Raw genomic sequence first — 19246 nt, forward strand, 5'->3', positions numbered from 1 at the left:
CAACCGTCTCAAGCAGTTCCGGCGCGTCGCGACCCGATACGACAAGACACGAAAATCCTTCTCGGCATTCCTCGCCCGGGCAGCCGCAAAGATATGGCTGCCATACTTTGTCAACAGGACCTAGTTCTCGGCGTCCACGTCTGGAGCACGGATGGGAGCTACGAACTCAAAGTCGTGCAGGGAATAATGCTGATCCGAACCAAGCACTGCGACGCTCCAATAGTCGCGTGCGTGCCCGAACACGGTGCTGATCTGGACGACCTCGCATTCGTCGCCTTCCGCATCTTGCGTCTTTCTCCGTGCCCAATAGACGGACAATGGTTCAACCGAGAGCGGATCAATCATGTTTACTCCACGCATGTTTTGATCGATCGGTAGGACGATTCGCAGGCGTTCGTCATGCTCTTCTCCTAATGTAGCGACCGTTCTCCACTCCTCTGTGAGCTGTGTGAGCGGCTCAAAGGATAGCTTGAATCCGGAATTGAGAATGATCGTTTTGCCAGCTTGTTCGATGACCTGCACGCCGTAACTGTTTCAAATTGTTGTATTTCGTGACGTGACGTTGGGAACCAAAAGTCTCGAAAAGGCTTCTTTTGTCGTTGGTAACCGAACAGGAGAAAACCAATGCGTCGAACAATTCTCGCCTCTACTGCGGTAATCGCAGTCCTACTCGGAAGCAGCGCTGGTGCGCTTGCCCAGGATGGAACGGTTAAAGGTGCCGCTGGCGGCGCCGTGACAGGCGCCATTGTTGGTGGTCCCGTCGGGGCAGCAGTCGGCGGCGTAGCTGGCGCCATTGTTGGGACCGCAATCGATCCACCGCCACAGGAAGTGGTAACCTATGTTCAGGAGCAACCCGCCCCGGCTCCGGTGACCGTGAGCCAGGAGATCGTCGTGGGTAAGCCCGTTCCCGAAACGGTCGTGTTGACGCCTGTTCCGAGCAACGAGCATACGCGGTGGTTAATGACCAGCGTGTGATCATTGACCCTCGCACCCATACCGTGGTGCAGGTCGTCCGATAGTCCCGGGCCAATCACCCGTTTCAAACGAGCCGGAAGCTGCCACGCAGCATTCCGGCTTTTTGTTGCAATGAGCCCGCGGCCGTTTATGGCCGGGGTACAGGCTCCCAAGCCTTATGCCTGTCCCATAAGCGGGACGCCAGGAATCAGGAGTTGAATTGTCTTGTCGATGAAGGCGCTTTGCGCTTGTGGCACGCCGACTTGCCTCAATGCGATAAAAAATTGTCTTCGCCGATGACTTGATCTCTGAGACCGGCACCTAAATGTCCCGGCAGCAGCCTCAACAGTGAAACTCATCGGACATGGAAAAACATACCGAAGAACGCCTTGGGGTCATTGTCGAGTCGTCGTTCGACACGATCATCAGCAAGGATCTCTCCGGCACGATCGTCAGCTGGAATAAGGCCGCCGAGCGAATGTTCGGCTACTGCGAGGCGGAAGCTGTTGAACAATCGATCTACTTGATCGTCCCGGACGACAAGCGGGATGAGGAGGCAGAGATCCTTCGCCGCCTGAAAGTCGGCGAGCGACCCGAGACGTTCGAGACCACGCGGCGCCATCGTAACGGGCGACTGGTTCCGATTTCTATCACGATTTCACCGATCAAAAGCCGGGACGGGCAGCTCATGGGGGCGTCGAGCATCGCCCGCGACGTCACGCAGACGCGAGAGAGCGAGCGCCGGCTTCGCCTGCTGATGCGCGAGATCAATCACCGCGTCAAAAACCAGTATGCCGTGATACTTGCGGTGATACGCCAAACGGCGGGACGGTCCGGATCGATCGAGGATTTCGAGAAGCGGATCCGCGAACGCATCATGGCGCTCTCCCACTCGCATGATCTCCTCTCCCAGGTCGATTGGGCCGGCGTCAGCCTCGCCGACCTCATCGCGCATCAGCTCAAACCCTTTAAAGACGTCTATCCTGTCCAGGCACTTGGACCGGAGATCGCCCTTGATGCCAATGCCGTCCTCAATATCGGCATGGCGCTCCACGAATTGATCATGAACGCGATGCACTTCGGTTTGACAGAGAGCGAGGGTATATCGGTGAGCTGGAAGCTATCATCGGCTGAGGACGGTAACCCGGTCGAATTCGAGCTGAGTTGGTCCGAACCAGCGCTGCAATACGCTGACCTCTTGGCGCAAGACGAAGGGTTTGGCAGGCTGGTTCTTTGTCGGCTGGTGCCGTCCGCTCTTTCGGGACACGCAGCCTGGAGCCTCGCAGACGGCAGGGTCGTCTGGAGGCTGACGGCACCTCTGTCACGCATCCAGGTTGGCTTGCGCGATCCGTTCTCGGAATGGTCTTGTTAAGCTGTTGCTTGAGAAGGCGTTGACGCCTTGATTTTACCTGTATTAACCTGTGATAGAGCGGTGGACGCAAGGACGGGGCTTAGGGCAAAGTGATGGATCAACCAATCGAGCGAAACGGCAAGAGGGCATCGGCGCGCGAACGCTTCCTCGAGGCCGTACTGCACAGCGCTATCGATTATGCCATCGTCTCGATGGATCTCGACGGACTTGTGACGATCTGGAACGAAGGTGCATCCCGCATCCTGGGGTGGAGCGAGGAAGAAATGCTCGGCAAGCCGGCGGCGATTTTCTTCACCACTGAGGATCGGCGGGCCGGTATCCCGCAAGCTGAGATGAAGTCTTCCCTTGAGCAGGGCCGCGGCGCCGACGAGCGTTGGCACCTGCGCAAGGACGGCACGCAATTCTGGGCCTCTGGCGAGATGATGGTTCTGCGCTCGGAAAACGGATCGGCGGAAGGCTTTCTCAAAATCCTTCGTGATCGCACGGAGGAGCGGCAGGCCGTCGAGCGGCAAAAGCTGCTGATGCATGAGCTCAATCATCGGCTGAAGAACTCTCTTGCTGTCGTCCAGTCGATCATCATGCAGTCTCTTCGAAACGCCGGCTCGATCGAGGAGGGCGGTGCGGCCCTGCAATCGCGTATCGCAGCCTATTCCAGGGCACATGACATCCTGCTGCATGAGAACTGGACGAGCACCACGGTCGCCGCAGTCGTCGAAGCTTCCGCTGTCAGCCTGGGTCTGGAAGGTAGCCCGAGGTTGCGGTTCGAGGGATCGCCGGTGCTGCTCGGGCCGCAGGCCGCTCTCTCACTGTCTCTCGTTCTGCATGAACTCGGCACCAATGCCACGAAGTATGGTGCTCTGTCCGGGGCTGAGGGTCAGGTTTCCGTCACCTGGTCGGTTGCCGATGAAGACGGTGCGCAGCAGTTCACGTTCAGGTGGGAGGAGTCCGGCGGCCCTGAAGTCGAGCAGCCAACGCGGACCGGGTTCGGATCGCGGCTGGTCGTATCCAGCCTGAAGGCTTACGGCGATGTTTCCCTAGACTACCAGCCGTCTGGGGTGATGATGAGGTTTCAGGCGCCACTCTCAAAGCTGCAGCATGGTGAGACGGATGGCGCGGCAACAAGCGCCTGACGTGCAAGCATGTTGACTGAAACAGCGGGCTTGCACCAAATCGTTGATCATAGCTGTCACCGTGTTGCGACGATCTCGATGGATGGACTGCTTTCGATCAGTTCGACAAACGCATCTCTTGCTTTAGTCGGTGACTGCCGTTCATCGAAGACTTCGGCAAAGCATCGCATGGCGGTGTCATAGACTGGCCCGGATTCTTCGGGGCAGCAACTGAAGACACAGTCGGCGGCATCCATGGTGCTCGCGCTATCGCGTGTATCTCCGTTGAACATGACTTTGACAGGCGTTTCCCAACTGTCTCGCATCACGCAGGTCTCAAGTAAAGAAGTCTAATCACGGAAAATTGTTCCCGGAGTTCTTAACTGTCGAAGCAAGATGGCAGGTTCAAAAGAGTCTTGGGCTGGTCGAAGTCAGCGAGGGTCATCAGGTATTTTTTCTTCCCCGGGCCGACTGCAACAAACAGATCGACTTCGTCGCCGATCGGCCGCTGGACGTAAAACTCGCGTTCTCCCGCCTCTATCTGCCGGATAACCTCTTCCACGGGCAATTTCCAATGCGTCGCGCCGGCGCCGCCGAGGTGAGTGATCTGACTGCAGACGTCGTCGGTCGCACGTCTCATGACCGTTTGAACCCGGACCCGATAAGCCACCTGCTTCTCCTCGAACAAGTATGTTGTTTGAACAGCTAATACTAATGTAGGTGGCGGATGGAAAAGTGCAGGGACAAGCGGTCCGAGTGGAGGACCCCTCCGTTGTTCGACTTCAAGCTCTGGCGGGCATGGCTTGGCAACAGGGGGTTGTCCCGGCGTATTCTACAGCCACGCGGACAGGCAGTGGAGAGTGATTCACATTTTTGCCGCAGTCTGATATGAGCTCGGGACAGAAACTGTTTGCCGAGCACCATGAACGAACAAAATTCAAAACGAAAACACCACCGATCCGGTGGGTTTGCGACCCATATCGACAATCTGGATTGGAGCTTCACGCCCCTTGGGCCACGGATCGCGTGGCCACCGGTCCTGGAGCAGACGCTCAGTCTGGTGATGAGCGCCGGCGTGCCGATGGCGATACTTTGGGGAACCGACGGCGTCATGCTTTACAATGACGCCTACGCCGCCTTCGCCGGTCAACGCCATCCGGATTTCCTGGGTCGTCCGATTTCCGAGGCATGGCCTGAGCTTGCGACGTTCAATTCCCGGGTTGTCAGGATCGTGCTCGACGGCCGCACCCTGTCGTTTGGCGACCGGCATGCTGTCATCGAGCGCAATGGCGAGCTTCAGGATGTCTGGCTGAACCTCGACTTCAGCCCGGTCCGGGATCATGACGGCGTGCCCCTTGGCGTGCTGGCGATCCTGAAGGACACAACCCATCGCGTCCGCACCGAGCAGCGCCTGGCGATTGCCCAGCAGGCCGGTGGTGTCGGCACCTTGGAGTGGTATCCGGAAACGGGCGAGCTAGATGTTTCCGACGAATATCGAAGAATCTGGGGGCTTGATGCCGATACGACGGTGACCGACACCTTGCTGGTAAGCCTGCTTCATCCCGACGACCGGGCAATATCAGGCCCCTCGAGGCTCGCTAACAGCAATCCGCTGGACTACGCCGAATATCGACGGATCGACCAGGTTACCGGAGAGGTTCGCTGGATTACACGGCGCGGACAGGTGGTATCGAGCGAGCGGACCGGCAAGCGCCGCTTCGTCGGCATCGCCTTCGACATCACCGCGCGCAAGCAAGCCGAGGTCACGCTTCAACAGAGCGAAGAACGCTGGCGCGGCCTGTTCGAGCAGATGCACGAGGGCTTCTTCACCGCCGATATCATGCGTGACGATGCCGGCAAGATAATCGATTTCGTGTTCATCGATATCAACCCGGCATTTGAACGGCAGACAGGCCTCGTCGCTGCAGAAACCGTCGGGAAACCGGTTACTCAGGCAATCCCCGGCATCCAGAGCGACCTGATCGCCACCTATGGTGAAGTCGTCGAAACAGGAACAGCTCGGCAGTTCGAGGTTCATATCCCGGCCTTGGGGAACCGCTGGTATGAAGCGCATGCTCGAAAGGTGGGCCCTGACCGTTTCGCCGTCCTCTTTCTCGACATCACCATCCGCAAGGCAGCGGAAGAGCGCATGCGCCAGAGCGAGGAGCGGTTCCGGACGTTGTCGCAATCCATGCCCAACCATGTCTGGACAGCTGGCGCCGACGGGTTGCTGGACTGGTTCAACGACCAGGTCCTTGCCTATAGCGGGATGACGAGTGAGGAACTCGGTGGGAGCGGCTGGGCCGGGATGGTCCATCCGGACGATATCGAAGCTGCATCCGAAGCATGGAATGCTGCGAGAACGTCAGCCCAGACCTATCAGACCGAGTTTCGGCTGCGCCGGAATGATGGCACCTATCGCTGGCATATCGCTCGCGCCGTTCCCGTTCTGGCGCAAAACGGCGGCGTTCTGCACTGGATCGGCACCAATACCGATATCGACGATCAGAAACAGGCGGAGGTGGCTCTCGCCGACAGCGCCGCCTATCTCGAGGCGCGCGTCGAGGAGCGAACCGCACAGCTCTTCGAAATGCAGAAGGCTTTGCAACAGTCCCAGAAGATGGAGACGATCGGCAAGCTGACCGGCGGTGTCGCCCACGACTTCAACAACCTGCTGCAGGTCGTTTCCGGCAACATCAATCTCCTGGCAAAAGATGTCGTAGGAAACGAGAAGGCGGAGCGCAGGATCACCAATGCGCTCGCGGGTGTCGGCCGCGGCGCTAAGCTCGCAAGCCAGCTGCTGGCGTTTGGCCGCCGCCAGCCGCTTGAGCCGAAGGTGGTGCATCTCGGCAAGCTTCTTACCGGAATGGACGATCTTTTGCGCCGGTCGATCGGCGAGGCGATTGAAGTCGAAACGATCGTCTCCGGCGGTTTGTGGAATACTTCCATCGATCCGAGCCAGCTCGAAAACGCCGTCCTCAATCTTGCGATCAACGCCCGTGACGCGATGGCCGGCGCCGGTAAGCTGACCGTAGAAGTCGGCAACGCCTTCCTCGACGAAGCCTATGCGCGCAATCACCTGGAGGTCGAGGCGGGGCAGTATGTCATGCTGGCGGTGACGGACACGGGGGCAGGGATCGCGCCTGACGTCCTCGAACAGGTGTTTGAGCCATTCTTCTCGACCAAGGAAGAAGGAAAAGGCAGCGGTCTCGGTCTGTCCATGGTCTACGGCTTCGTCAAGCAGTCGAACGGTCACGTGAAGATCTATAGTGAAGTCAGGCAGGGAACGACCGTCAAGCTCTACCTGCCACGAGCCCTGGCAACCGAGGATGCCGAAGTCCGACAGGATTTTGGACCGGTGGCCGGGGGCACGGAAACCGTGCTCGTGGTCGAAGATGACGATCATGTTCGCGATACCGCCATCGATCTGTTGACCGACCTCGGTTATCGCGTTCTGAAAGCCTCGGACGCCCAAAGCGCTCTGGCGATCGTCGAAAGCGGTATCGCGATCGATCTCCTCTTCACCGACGTCGTTATGCCCGGATCGCTGACAAGCCCAGAGCTTGCGAGAAAGGCAAAGCAGCGCCTGCCGCGTCTCGCGGTGCTGTTTACCTCCGGCTATACGGAGAATTCCATCGTCCATCATGGCCGGCTGGACGCCGGCGTCGAGCTTCTATCGAAGCCATATACGCGCGAGGCGATGGCACGCAAAATTCGTCAGGTTCTCGGAAATCAGTCGCGATCTGATGCCGCTTCGCCACAGACTATGCTGCCGACGAAGCCGGCGCCAGACGTCACGCCAGAGACAATCAGGGTTCTGGTCGTTGAGGACGACGCGCTCATCCGCCTGGACATGGTCGATATGCTGTTATCGGCCGGCTATGAGATCGAGGAGGCTGGCAGCGGTGAGGATGCTCTTGATCTGATCACGCGACAGCGCTTCGATGTGCTTGTCACGGACCTTGGCCTACCCGGAATGAGCGGCGCTGAGCTTGCGAATGCCGCGAGGTTGATCAATCCGGAGCTTGGTATCGTCGTCGCAAGCGGCCAGAGTGGCCTTCCAGACAATATACCGGAAGGTGCACGATTGCTGTCGAAGCCATTCGATCCGGAGCAACTGAAGGCTATAGTTGCTGAGGTGGCAGGCGATACAAGCTGAACGGCCTCAGCGCGCTTCGACCATGTTGTCGATCACCAGCCTCAAGGTCGCCTTGTCGCGGTGGCCTTTTTGAAGCTGACGCACCAGGATCAGCGCCAGGGCTGCGGCGTCTTCGCTCGATTTAAGAATTCGGTGGCTGTCGCAGGCGTCGTCGAAGACGTGCTGGATAAGGCTGAGGTCTTCCGGCAGAACCGGCTCTCGAACGGTCAATGCGGGCATGCGTTGTCCGCCATCAACGCCTATGAGACAGAACTGGTTTAATTGAGAAGAGAGGATTTTCGGCTCATCGTAGCTCTATCAAAGGAAGCGAAGATGAGACAGAAAACCGGGCCGCAGACATCGGCGGCCGAAAAGACAATCAAGGATATCCGTCGCGCCACGCGCAAGCACCATTCGTCGGAGGAGAAATCCGCATCGTGCTGGCGGGGCTGCGCGGCGAAGACAGCATTGCCGCGATCTGCCGCCGTGAAGGGATCGCCGAGAGCCTGTATTATAGCTGGTCGAAGGAATTCCTCGAAGCGGGCAAGAAGCGGCTTGCCGGAGACACTGCCCGCTCGGCCACCAGCGATGAGGTCAAGGCGCTACGCCGTGAAAGCCGCGACCTGAAAGAGGCGCTGGCCGACCTCACCCTGGAAAACCGCCTGCTTAAAAAAGCATGATCGCGGATGGGGGCGACGAAGAATGAGATATCCCGCCACCGAAAAGCTCGAGATCATCCGGCTTATCGAGGGGTCTCATCTGCCAGCCAGGCAGACGCTCGACAAGCTCGGCATTCCAAGACCAACCTTCTATCGCTGGTATGATCGCTTCCAGACCCACGGTGTCGAGGGGCTGGAAGACCGGACATCCGCGCCGTCACGGGTGTGGAACCGTATCCCCGACGATATCAGGGATCGCATCATCACACTCGCGCTCGATCATGCCGGTCTGTCGCCACGCGAGCTGGCGGTGAAGTTCACCGACATGGAAAGCTATTTCGTCTCAGAGGCTTCGGTCTACCGCCTGCTCAAGGCCCACGACCTTATCACCTCGCCAGCCTATATCGTCATCAAGGCCAATGACGAGTTCAAGGACAAGACCACGCGCCCGAACGAGATGTGGCAAACCGACTTCACCTACCTGAAGGTCATCGGTTGGGGATGGTTCTATCTTTCGACCATCCTCGACGATTATTCCCGCTACATCATCGCCTGGAAGCTGTGCACCAGCATGAAGGTGGACGATGTCACCGACACGCTCGACCTGGCGCTGGCCGCCTCAGGCTGCAAGGTCAAGGTCGAACACCGGCCGCGCCTGCTATCGGACAATGGCCCGTGTTACGTCGCCTCAGATCTCGGCGAATGGCTGGACAAATACAAGATCGGCCAGGTCCACGGCGCTTCCGGACATCCGCAGACGCAGGGCAAGATCGAGCGCTGGCACCAGACGTTGAAGAACCGCATCCTGCTGGAAAACTACTTCTTCCAGGAGGACCTCGAAGCCCAGATCGCGGCTTTCGTCGAGCATTACAATCATCGCCGATACCACGAGAGCCTCGACAATCTCACTCCGGCCGACGTCTACTTCGGGCGCGGCCAAACAATCCTGCTCGAACGTGAAAGGATCAAACGAGAAACCATCAGACAGCGCCGCTTGAACCACCAGGCCAAAGCGGCTTAAATTAACCAGCTACCCGAGCCGGAAACTCCATTCTTCCAAAGCCCAAAAAGTCTCAAATCATTCGACGACGGACAGATGCGCCAACTCGCCTGGGCGCACGATTGGCATATTCGCGAGGAAGGGGACACGGCCGCGCACGCCATTCTCGTCAACGCCAAGAGGCAATTGCCTCTGGCAAGCTTGTGGGGCGATGGAACAACGTCATCCTCCGATGGCCAATATTTTCCGGCGGGCGGACACGCCGAGGCGATCGGCGACCTCAACGCCCGCTATAGTCCCAACCCCGGCGCCAAGTTCTACCGGTTCACCTCTGACCAGTACGGCGCTTTCTACATCATCGCCATGAATGCCAATGCGAGCGAAGCCATCTATGTCCTCGACGGCTTGCTCTATCATGGCAGCGATCTCCCCATCGAAACCCACTATGTCTATACCGGCGGGGTAAGCGATATGAGCTTCGCCCTTTGCCATCTCGTNAGCGATCTCCCCATCGAAACCCACTATGTCTATACCGGCGGGGTAAGCGATATGAGCTTCGCCCTTTGCCATCTCGTTGGTTTCCAGATTGTGCCCAGGCTGCGCGGTTTCAAGGATCGCAAGCTCTATCTCTTCCGGGCGACACACCTCCCGAAAACCTTGCATCGCTCGTTGGCGACCCCATCGACCTCGAGCGGAACAAGGCAAACTGGAACGACATCCTGCGGCTGGTCGCGCCGATCCGTTCCGGGCTGGTTCGGCTTTCGACCCTGTTGGCAAAGCTGTCCGCATTCCCACGCCATAACGGACTGCCGTTGGCGCTACGCGCTCTCGGTCGCATCAATCGGTCCATCTGTCTGCCTCAGTGGTGGCAGAGCCCCGAAATGCGCAGGAACGCGACGGCCGGCCTCAACAAGAGCGAATCCCAGAACACCTTGGCCCGTGCGCTGTTCTTCAACCGGCTCGGAGAACTGCGAGACAGGACCTTCGAGAGTCAGTTCTACCGGGCGTCCGGGCTGAACCTGCTGTTCAATGCCATCGTCTACTGGAACACTCTCTATCTCCAACCGGCCTTCGCCCAACTCAACCGGGAGGGTATCGCCCGACCTAGTCAAACAGATCACCCCGCTCGGGTGGCGACACATCAGGCTCAGTGGCGATTACATTTGGACCTCGACGGAAAGCCTCGATCTCAGGCCGCTACGGCGCGAAACATCCATCCTCGCAGCGTGATCACCATACGTTCTCAAAAGTCGGACAGATTCAACACTTTCGTGTCGTGACGCCGCTTTGGCCTGGTGGTTCAAGCGGCCTTGTCTGATGGTGTCTTTGCATGAGACCTGCTCCGGCAGATTTCTTTTTGGCCGTTAACCCATCATTAACCGCAGTGCCACACTATGAGCGTGCGCGGGACCAGAAGACCGCGCTCCAACGTATGGTAGTGCATCGTGAGGGAACCCGCCGAGAATGGTGGGTTCCTTTGCTTGAAGCGAAGTAAAGTGGCAAGACCATGGCGCCCGAAGAGTTTCGCCGTTGCCTGTACAATCTCCAGTGGTCACTTCCAGACTTGGCAGAAGTACTCCAATGCGATCTGTCAGTCGTGGAGGCAATGAGCCGAGGTAAAGCAAATGTCCCGCCGCTGCTGGCTATCTGGCTCAGGCTACTCTCAAAAAACACACTGGGGCTCGTGCAGACATACACTTACAACTAGGCCTTGGTGAAGGGCCAGTGAGCTACCGGAACAATCCAGCTTCGCTCACGTTCGCGCCTTTACAACGACGAACGTAACAAAAAGTTGACTGACCAATGCCACGCTCAGTGCTTACTTGAATCAAAATAAATAAACAGGGATATGTGGAGAGCCGTATGACGGTGCACACCAGCCAAACGTTCATAGTATGTTTGACATCTGCGCCCATGAGACAGAACTGGCATCGTAAGGTTAACGGAACTTGGAGTTTGATAGGCGATGAAGGGGCATGACCACCCGTGATCCGCTCTACCGTCGCCACCGCTTTCCCGCTGAAATCATTGCCCTCGCGGTGTGGCTCTAGTTCCGCTTCCCTCTGAGCCTGCGGATGGTNCGCCACCGCTTTCCCGCTGAAATCATTGCCCTCGCGGTGTGGCTCTAGTTCCGCTTCCCTCTGAGCCTGCGGATGGTTGAAGACATGCTGCCGGCCCCGTGGCATCATTGTCTCGCATCAGACCGTGCGGGTATGGGCGGAGAAATTTGGCAGGACCTTTGCCAACGAGATCCGTCCTCGGTCATCCGGCCGGCTGGGTGACAAGTGGCACCTCGATGAGGTCGTTATCTCGATCGGGGGCAAGAAGCATTGGCTATGGCGCGCCGTGGATCAGGACGGTTTTGTCCTGGAGGTTTTGGTGCAAAGCCGCGCCAACGCCAAATCGGCCAACCGCCTGATGCGCATGCTTTTGAAAGGTCTGGGACGATCGCCATGCGTAGTGATCACCGACAAGCTTCGCTCCTACAGCGCAGCAAAACAGGCCGGCGTCGAGCACTGCTCCCATAAAGGGCTGAACAATCGGGCGGAGAACTCCCACCAACCAGTCCGACGGCGAGAGCGGATCATGAAGCGCTTCAAGTCAAAGCGGCATTGCAACGCTTCGTCTCGATCCATGATCCGATTGCCCCTCTTCCACATCCCGCGCTACGACATCCCCTCCAACCATCATCGAAAACTGCGCACAGCGGCAATGAAACTATGGGCGAAGATCGCTCGCGCATGAGCAGTGCACGTGGCGGGCGTCACGCGTTTGCTTCGCTGAAGTTAACTTTACGATGCCCATTTCCATCACCGTAGCATTGCCACCGATCTGGCCAGCACGATGTGAGACTTTCTAGAGAGGGCGGTCTTCTATTTTTTTTCGCCGTGGGGGTGTGTTCCCCTCGTCGGTGAGCTTTTGAGAGCGGCCAGTTGTTCGGTTGTGGCGCGACCATGTCGAGAGCGGGGATTGGATGTTCGAACTTGCGGCGTGCCTCGAACAAGGCTTTTACACTCCTTTCAGTGCTTTGAACGTGATCCCAATGATTTTATTCTTCATACACTCGAGAGCGCCGCGACGGGATCGAGCTTCGACGCGTTGCGCGCCGGCAGATAACCGAAGACAACGCCGATCAGCGTCGAGCAGACGAAGGCGGCGATGATCGACGCCGTGGAATAGACCATGGCTAAATTGCTGCTGAAGGCGGAGAAAAGCGCGCCGAAGCCGAAGCTGCCCAAAATTCCCAGCGTTCCGCCGATGATGCAGACGAGCACTGCCTCGATCAGGAACTGGCGCAATATATCACTGCGCCGTGCGCCGACTGCCATGCGCACGCCGATTTCCGATACGCGTTCAGACACAGATACCAGCATGATGTTCATCACCCCGATGCCGCCGACCAGCAGCGAAATCACAGCGATAGCGGCTATCAGGAGGGTCAGCGTCTGCGTGGTGCTGGTGATGGTCTGGCGAATGTCGTCGGTGTTGAGAATGTAGAAATCCCGTGTGCCGTGCCGCTGGGTCAGAAACGTCGTCACAGCCTGCTCGGCGATTGAGGCATCGACATCGTCGGCCACCTGCACCGTGATGCTGCGCAGCGACAGGCTGCCGAGAAAGCGTGACTGGACGGCGGTATAGGGCAGGTAAAGCGACAGGTTCTGGCTTGAGCCGAAACCGCCCTGCTGCGCCTGCGTGACGCCGACGATGCGGGCCGGCACCTTGCCGATGAGAATGACCTGGCCGACAGGACTGCCATCGAAATCCGCAAACAGCGATTTGCGGGTATTTTCGTCGATCACCACTTCCTGCGCCTTCTGCGCGACGCTTCCGCCATCGAAAAAGCGGCCCTGCGACAGCTTGGTGCCCTTGGCGACGAAATAGCGCTCGCTGACGCCGTTCACCAGCGCATTCGCCTCCTTCGCGCCGAAACGCACCGTGCTGGAGGTCGAGACCGTCGGCGTCACCGCCGCGACATAGGATTGCTTGGCAAGCGCTTCGGCATCGGAAACGACGAGCGTGGTGATCTTGCCCGACCTTATGTCGCCGAAATCCTTGCCCGCGAAGATTTCCAGCGTGTTGGTGCCGAGGCTCGATATGTTCTGCAGCACCCGCTGCTGCGACCCCTGCCCGAGCGCCACGACGCTGATGACCGAGGCGATGCCGATGATGATGCCGAGCATGGTGAGAAAGGTGCGCAGCTTGTGCGCCCGCATCGACAGAAGCGCCATGCGCAAGGCTTCGCGCAGGGACGAAACGAGACCCGCGAGACCGGAAGACCCGCCGGAAACGGCAACGGGTTTGGCATCGTCCTGCGGTACGGGCGTTGCATCCGTCCTGCGGTCGGAAATGATCGTGCCGTCGCTGATTTCGATGATCCGCCCGGCGCGTCTGGCAATCGACATGTCATGGGTAACGATGATGACGGTGCGGCCTTCGGCATGCAGCTCGCCGAGGATGCGCAGCACCTCGTCGCCGCTGGTGCTGTCGAGCGCGCCGGTCGGCTCGTCGGCAAGAATGATCTCGGCGTCGTTCATCAGGGCGCGGGCAATGGAAACGCGCTGCTGCTGGCCGCCGGAAAGCTGGCCGGGACGGTGATCGAGGCGTTCCGCCATGCCGAGGCGGCCAAGCAGCCTTGCGGCATTGTGCCTACGGTCGCCCTGCGTCTTGCCGGCATAGATAGCCGGAATTTCGACATTGCCGAGCGCCGTCAGTTCGGCGAGCAGATGGTAGCGCTGGAAGATGAACCCGAGATTTTCACGCCTGAGCGCCGAAAGCGCGTCGGAATCGAGATTGCCCGTTTCCCGGCCCCTGATGCTGTAGCTACCCGATGTCGGGCGGTCGAGGCAGCCGAGAATATTCATCAGCGTCGACTTGCCCGACCCGGACGCGCCGACGATCGCCACCATCTCACCGGCCTCGATAGTGAGGTCGATGTTCTTCAGCACGCTGATCGTGCCTTCGCCGGAGGGATAATCCCGCCGCACGGATTAAGCGAAATCAAAGGTTCAGCCATGGTTCAGAGCCCCATCGGCGGGCCGCCCGGCCCCGGCATGGCGTTTGCGGTGGTGGCGGTGGAACGCTCGCCTGTCACAACGCGCTCATTCTCGGCAAGGCCGGAACGAACTTCCGCCGTGACCTTGTTGTTCAAACCGATTTCGACCTTGCGGTCGGAAACCGTGCCATCGGCGTCGGTCACACGCACGGCATAGCTGCCGTCGCTTTCCATGCTGCCAAGGGCCGCCGAGGGGACGGTCAGCACGTCCTTCGCTTCGCCAAGAACGATATGGACCTCCGCCGTCATATAGGTGCGCAGCTTGCCTTCCGGGTTCGGCACTTCGAACACGCCATTATAATAGATCGCCTCGGAGGCCGACGTGCTGGAGGAGGACGAGCTGGAGGATGAAGAGGTCGAGGAACTGAAGCTGGAATCGCTGCGCACCGATTCCGGTGCCGGCTCTATCGAAGCAAGCGTCGCGTCGTAACGCTGCTGCGGCTCACCCAGCACGGTGAAATAGACCGGCAGGTCCGGCTTGACCCGCGTTACATGCGCCTCGGAAATCTCCGTGCGCACCGTCATCCGGTCGAGCTGGCCGAGAATGACGATGGTAGGCGCGGATTGGGTGGCGTTGACGGTCTGCCCTTCCTGGCTGACGATAGACAGAACAGTGCCTTCGATGGGCGCGGTGATCCTCGTATAGCCGAGATTGGCCTTTGCCGTTTCGACAGCGACCTGTGCCTCCTCGATCTGGGCGTCAATCGCTTCGATCTGCGCCTGGGTGACTGCGAGCGCTGCAGTGGCGCTTTCGAAATCCGCACGGGAGGCGGCATTTTTCGACACCATTTCCTGTTGGCGGACAAGGCTCTGGCGGTTAAGAACAAGTGTCGCCTGCTTTTCCACCCGCTGCGCCTTCACGTTGGCAAGCGCTGCCAGCGCCGTGCGAAGGCTGTTATTCTGGGTAACGGAATCGATCTCGGCAATGAGATCGCCCGCCTTGACCGTATCTCCAAGTGCGACCTTGACGGCGGTGATGCGACCGGAGGCCTGCGCGCCGACGGCCACCAGACGAACGGGTTTGAGCGTTCCAGTCGCCAGAACAGTCTGCTCGATATCACCGCGCTTCACAGATGAGGTGATATAACCGGGCGTTGCGGCCCGCGTATATTGGGAGGACAGCCAGTAGCCACCTAGGGCGAGCGCGACAACCGTCAGCGCCACACCTGCTTTGCGAGCCATTTTCATCGTCCTGTCCTGTCCGGCCGGTCTACTCAAAAGAAGAAACCGACCTCATGTCGTGTTTCACTAGGATGAAGCCGTTGTCTGCTTCGATCCATTCATAGGCGGCAACAGACTTTCTGGCGGATGCCTTGCGGCAGGTGTGGTGACGACGCTTGCCGTGTGCATTTTCGCGCCGTTCCTTGGCGCAGACGGGTTGGTGCCACTGTTCGTCCTGCCGGAATTTCGCCGCCGGATCTCGCACCGGCCTGTCACTGGCCGCAGCGACCGACCAGACGAAGCTCAAACCAAAAACCGTCGCCAGCATCAGGTAGAAATATCTCATCATCATCTTCTCGCTTGAAAATCACGCGGGGGATCGCAGGCGAGCGATCCCCCGGCTTCAGCCGTTTCCGGCTGATTTCCTCCTTTGCTGGGGGGCTATTAAAGGAGGAAACTTTGAAGAGTGGCGTCAGCCCCGCTCTGCCTGAGGCAGCGGCGGCATCCTGTCGCCATGCGGAGGCTCGATACGACCGTCTCGTGCACGGCCATCATGCGGGACGGGAGGCAGAGGCGGCATCAATGCGCGTTCGAGTTCAGCAAGCTTCTGCACCTGCTGCGGAGAAAGTTTCGGTTTCAGCGTAGCCGATGCGTCCTGAAGTGCTTTAGCCTGTTCTGCCTTTTTCATTGCGATGCCGGCCAGTTCCTCACCGGCAAGACGCGGCTCTAGCCGCGTCGCACCCGGTCCCTTCGGCGGCAATGGCTTGAGTTCTGAAGTGGGCAAAACAAGATCGATCAGCGCAGTGGCATAGGCGCGCCACGGACCAAGCTGTTCAGGTGTGACGCCGAGATAGATTTCCGCTGCCGAAAGTTTCGTCGCCAACCCCAATATATCCGGCCCCATCATATCCGGGCGTAGCATCTCAGGCCCGGCCATCTTGCGGCCATGCGGCAGCCTTTGCTCCGGAGCACTATTCGAGCCGAAGTCAGGACTGGCCAGCGGCGGCACGGCCTGTTCCGATGCCTGCGGCAATGGTTCACCCTGCTCCGCAGCTCGGGAGGTGGCCGAAGCGCCAAGAACAGTTGTCACGACCACGGCGGTGGCGATTAGAGCGTTTCTCATCTTACCTTCCTTTTCGTTTTCCAACCTGAGAAGACGATAGGAGCTAAGCGTTTCCGGCTTTGGTCCCAATGTTGCGGGTCTTGTTCCACGCGCGGCCTATTTTTAACCGAATGTTGCCAGAGCGGCCGCAGCAAGCTTTCGTTGCAAAAATCCGCCGTTTCTTCGCGTCGCTTATGTATAGTGGCATCAAAAGGTTGGACGATATGGCGACGGTTTCGGTGACACATATATTGATCGTCGATGACGATCCGGAAATACGCACATTGCTCGCGAAATATCTCGGCTCGCAGGGGTTCCGCGTGTCGATGGCCGCCGACAGGCGTGAGTTCGAGGAGCGGATCGCCAGTTCCGGCCCCGATCTGATCGTGCTCGACGTCATGCTACCAGATGGTTCCGGTCTCGATATCTGCCGCGATCTGCAGGGCCGCCGGCCGCGCACGCCAGTCATTCTCCTGACTGCGCTGAAGGAGGATGTCGACCGCATCGTCGGGCTGGAAATCGGTGCCTACGACTATCTCGGCAAACCCTTCAATCCACGCGAACTGACGGCGCGCATCAAGGCAGTGCTGCGCCGCGCGACGCCGCAGGAAGCCCCCCACCCCTCATCCGCCGCCTATGGTTTTGCGGATTTCACTGCCGATCCTGAGCAGCGCTCCGTGGTCCGCGCCAGCGGCGAAAATATTGATTTGACGGGAGCGGAATTTGATCTGCTGAAAGTATTTCTGGACAGGCCGGGACGGCTCCTTTCCCGCGATCAGCTTCTCGACCTCACGCAGGGCAGGGACCGGGGACCGTTCGACCGCTCAATCGACGTGCTGATGAGCCGCTTGCGCAAGAAACTTGACGCCGATACTCAAACGCCGATCTTCAAGACCGTGCGCAATGGCGGTTACCAGATGACTGTTCCGGTCAGAACCCTGCCGGTGCAGCGATGAGTTCTCTTAGAAGCCGCATCACGGCGCTGATGATCGTCTCCATCATTGCTGTGATCGCGCTTGCGACTATTGTCGCCGACCGGACATTGCAGCCGCCACCGCCTGATGCCACCATCGAGCCGGTGGCCCGTAGCCTTTCCTTCGCCGTGACGATGGTCGAGCGCGACCCCACGCTCCAGCAGCCGGGTTATTTTGACATCAAACAAAAACCGCCGAAAGGTGATTTCGACGGGATGCTCTCGGAATTTCTGGAAAAGGCGCTCGTGCGCGTCGGAGAGCCGCGCACCGCGATGGTCATCCGCTCGCCGGGAAATCCTGCGCCCATGGCGGCCATCGCGCTGGAAAAAGGCGGCTGGCTGGTCGCGGAAATCCCGCATATGGGTCCGCCGCCGGGCGGCTGGAAGATTTTCGGCATGTGGATCGGGCTGATCATTCTTGGTAGCGCCGCGGTTTCGATCTTTGCGGCCAGCAAGATCACCCGCCCGCTCGACATGCTGGAAAACGCCGCCGCCAACATCGGGCCTGACGGTTCGCTGCCGCACCTGCCGGAAACCGGACCGGGCGAAATCCGCGCCACGGCGCGGGCGCTGAACGAACTCGCCTGCCGTCTGAAAGCGGCTATGGAAAGCCGCATGCGCCTCGTCGCCGCCGCCGGCCACGATCTCCGAACACCGATGACCCGTATGCGCCTGAGGGCTGAATTCATCGAAAACGACGAGGAACGGGCCAAATGGCTGGCGGACCTTGAGGAGCTGGACGCCATCGCGGACAGCGCCATTGTTCTGGTGCGGGAAGAGGTCAGCCAGGACAGCGCCAAGACGATCGACATCGGTACGCTTCTCAGCGAGATCGTCAGCGATGTTTCCGATCTTGGTCATGCGGGTGCTCTCGACTTCATCGAGCCGGAAGACGCCATGACTATCAAGGCGGCTCCGCTGGCACTCAAGAGAGCCTTGCGCAACCTCATCCTGAACGCTGTCACCCATGGCAAGAAGGCGCATATCGATCTGACCGGAGACGACAGCGAAATCGTCGTGACGATCAGGGACGAGGGCCCTGGCATTCCTCAGGAACTGATCGGGCGGGTTTTCGAACCCTTCTTCCGGGTCGACCTCGCGCGGCGCAAGTCAACCCCGGGCGTGGGGCTCGGTCTTGCCATCGCCAAGGAAATCATCGAGCGCTTCGGCGGCAGTATCGAACTTGTCAATGACCTTCCGGCGGGTTTGATCCAGACTGTAAGACTTATCAGATTTCAGGGAGCATCGTCGACTCAACCTTCATCAGATAGTGGATACCGGCATCGTAAAGTTAACGACCGAGAAGCAAAGGTGTGACGCCAGCCGCATAAAACCGTTCATGCCCGAGCGATCTTCGCCCATAGGGTTCATCGCCGCTGTGCGCAGTTTTCGATGATGGTTGGAGGGGATGTCGTGGCGCGGGATGTGGAAGAGGTTGGCGTCACACCTTTGCTTCTCGGTCGTTAACTTTACTATGCCACGGCAGGATGTTTCTTTCCGACCGCGCCTACGAGATCCGTCGGTCGCATTCCCGGGAGAGCGAGATAGGTGATCGTCCGCGCGATGTTCCCAACGTCTGATGCCAGTTCTGTTGCCGTTACCTTCTTCATTCGAAGGTTAGATATCAAAGGAAATGACAGCGCAATGTTAGGTCCTGTTGACAAAGTGGATTCCCAAATCAGCAGAAGCGTGATTCAAGACTGCTTTTTAGGAGGCAGTTTTGGC

12 protein-coding genes and 8 pseudogenes are annotated in these 19246 nt (G+C 59.0%); 11 read left to right on the plus strand and 9 right to left on the minus strand.

Features of this window, described 5'->3' with window-relative positions; genetic code table 11:
* Positions 1-124: pseudogene (locus AKG12_RS31215) on the plus strand (IS5 family transposase); the annotation flags it as partial.
* Here the strand turns inward: AKG12_RS31215 and AKG12_RS31220 are convergent.
* A complete protein-coding gene (locus AKG12_RS31220) occupies positions 121-522 on the minus strand; it encodes a hypothetical protein (RefSeq protein WP_225246563.1) in 402 nt (133 codons plus the stop codon). The pseudogene AKG12_RS31215 and the gene AKG12_RS31220 sit on opposite strands and share 4 nt — an antisense overlap.
* Before the next feature lie 102 nt (positions 523-624).
* Here AKG12_RS31220 and AKG12_RS28420 point away from each other — a divergent pair.
* From AKG12_RS28420 to AKG12_RS28430, 3 genes and pseudogenes are all read left to right on the plus strand, one after another.
* Positions 625-1019: pseudogene (locus tag AKG12_RS28420) on the plus strand (DUF1236 domain-containing protein).
* A gap of 299 nt (positions 1020-1318) precedes the next feature.
* On the plus strand, positions 1319-2326 hold the full coding sequence (locus AKG12_RS28425) for a sensor histidine kinase (protein ID WP_052821397.1): 1008 nt from the start codon (positions 1319-1321) through the stop codon (positions 2324-2326).
* Positions 2327-2418: 92 nt separating this feature from the next.
* Positions 2419-3456 (plus strand): sensor histidine kinase, encoded by a 1038-nt coding sequence (locus tag AKG12_RS28430; RefSeq protein WP_052821398.1) that lies wholly within the window; start codon positions 2419-2421, stop codon positions 3454-3456.
* Between the two features lie 56 nt (positions 3457-3512).
* Here AKG12_RS28430 and AKG12_RS31355 read toward each other — a convergent pair whose 3' ends face one another.
* On the minus strand, positions 3513-3761 hold the full coding sequence (locus AKG12_RS31355) for a DUF982 domain-containing protein (RefSeq protein WP_080823526.1): 249 nt from the start codon (positions 3759-3761) through the stop codon (positions 3513-3515).
* 53 nt (positions 3762-3814) lie between these two features.
* Positions 3815-4105, minus strand: coding sequence for a DUF3892 domain-containing protein (locus tag AKG12_RS28440; RefSeq protein WP_137067665.1), 291 nt, complete (start codon positions 4103-4105; stop codon positions 3815-3817).
* A 252-nt stretch (positions 4106-4357) separates the two neighbouring features.
* Here AKG12_RS28440 and AKG12_RS29940 point away from each other — a divergent pair, with 252 nt between their 5' ends.
* Positions 4358-7594 carry a hybrid sensor histidine kinase/response regulator gene (locus AKG12_RS29940; RefSeq protein ID WP_082179115.1) on the plus strand — a complete coding sequence of 1079 codons (3237 nt, stop codon included), beginning with the start codon at positions 4358-4360 and terminating at the stop codon, positions 7592-7594.
* Between the two features lie 6 nt (positions 7595-7600).
* On the opposite strand, the gene AKG12_RS28450 is transcribed toward AKG12_RS29940, so the two are convergent.
* Positions 7601-7813, minus strand: a complete 213-nt coding sequence (locus tag AKG12_RS28450) for a hypothetical protein (protein WP_052821400.1) — start codon at positions 7811-7813, stop codon at positions 7601-7603.
* A gap of 93 nt (positions 7814-7906) precedes the next feature.
* Here AKG12_RS28450 and AKG12_RS28460 point away from each other — a divergent pair.
* From AKG12_RS28460 to AKG12_RS28475, 4 pseudogenes are all read left to right on the plus strand, one after another.
* Positions 7907-9253: pseudogene (locus AKG12_RS28460) on the plus strand (IS3 family transposase).
* A 75-nt stretch (positions 9254-9328) separates the two neighbouring features.
* Positions 9329-10512: pseudogene (locus AKG12_RS29945) on the plus strand (Tn3 family transposase).
* A gap of 696 nt (positions 10513-11208) precedes the next feature.
* A pseudogene (locus AKG12_RS31480) lies at positions 11209-11280 on the plus strand (IS6 family transposase); the annotation flags it as partial.
* A 27-nt stretch (positions 11281-11307) separates the two neighbouring features.
* Positions 11308-11977, plus strand: a pseudogene (locus AKG12_RS28475) (IS6 family transposase).
* Positions 11978-12288: 311 nt separating this feature from the next.
* Here the strand turns inward: AKG12_RS28475 and AKG12_RS28480 are convergent.
* From AKG12_RS28480 to AKG12_RS28495, 4 genes and pseudogenes are all read right to left on the minus strand, one after another.
* Positions 12289-14246: pseudogene (locus tag AKG12_RS28480) on the minus strand (MacB family efflux pump subunit).
* A gap of 3 nt (positions 14247-14249) precedes the next feature.
* The gene (locus AKG12_RS28485; protein ID WP_052821405.1) at positions 14250-15473 is read right to left on the minus strand and encodes an efflux RND transporter periplasmic adaptor subunit; all 1224 of its coding nucleotides are present in this window, start codon (positions 15471-15473) and stop codon (positions 14250-14252) included.
* Positions 15474-15495: 22 nt separating this feature from the next.
* Complete coding sequence (locus AKG12_RS28490) at positions 15496-15792, minus strand: hypothetical protein (RefSeq protein ID WP_052821408.1); 297 nt, start codon at positions 15790-15792, stop codon at positions 15496-15498.
* Between the two features lie 126 nt (positions 15793-15918).
* A complete protein-coding gene (locus AKG12_RS28495) occupies positions 15919-16569 on the minus strand; it encodes a hypothetical protein (RefSeq protein WP_052821409.1) in 651 nt (216 codons plus the stop codon).
* A 203-nt stretch (positions 16570-16772) separates the two neighbouring features.
* Here AKG12_RS28495 and AKG12_RS28500 point away from each other — a divergent pair, with 203 nt between their 5' ends.
* Both AKG12_RS28500 and AKG12_RS28505 read left to right on the plus strand, forming a co-directional pair.
* Positions 16773-17504 carry a response regulator gene (locus tag AKG12_RS28500; RefSeq protein ID WP_197283370.1) on the plus strand — a complete coding sequence of 244 codons (732 nt, stop codon included), beginning with the start codon at positions 16773-16775 and terminating at the stop codon, positions 17502-17504.
* Complete coding sequence (locus AKG12_RS28505; protein WP_052821407.1) at positions 17501-18838, plus strand: ATP-binding protein; 1338 nt, start codon at positions 17501-17503, stop codon at positions 18836-18838. Before AKG12_RS28500 ends, AKG12_RS28505 begins: the two co-directional genes overlap by 4 nt.
* A gap of 51 nt (positions 18839-18889) precedes the next feature.
* Here the strand turns inward: AKG12_RS28505 and AKG12_RS31225 are convergent.
* Positions 18890-18961: pseudogene (locus AKG12_RS31225) on the minus strand (IS6 family transposase); the annotation flags it as partial.
* Between the last annotated feature and the right edge of the window lie 285 nt (positions 18962-19246).

This window comes from Agrobacterium sp. SUL3 (assembly GCF_001263295.1).
GTDB classification, from domain to species: Bacteria; Pseudomonadota; Alphaproteobacteria; order Rhizobiales; family Rhizobiaceae; genus Agrobacterium; species Agrobacterium tomkonis.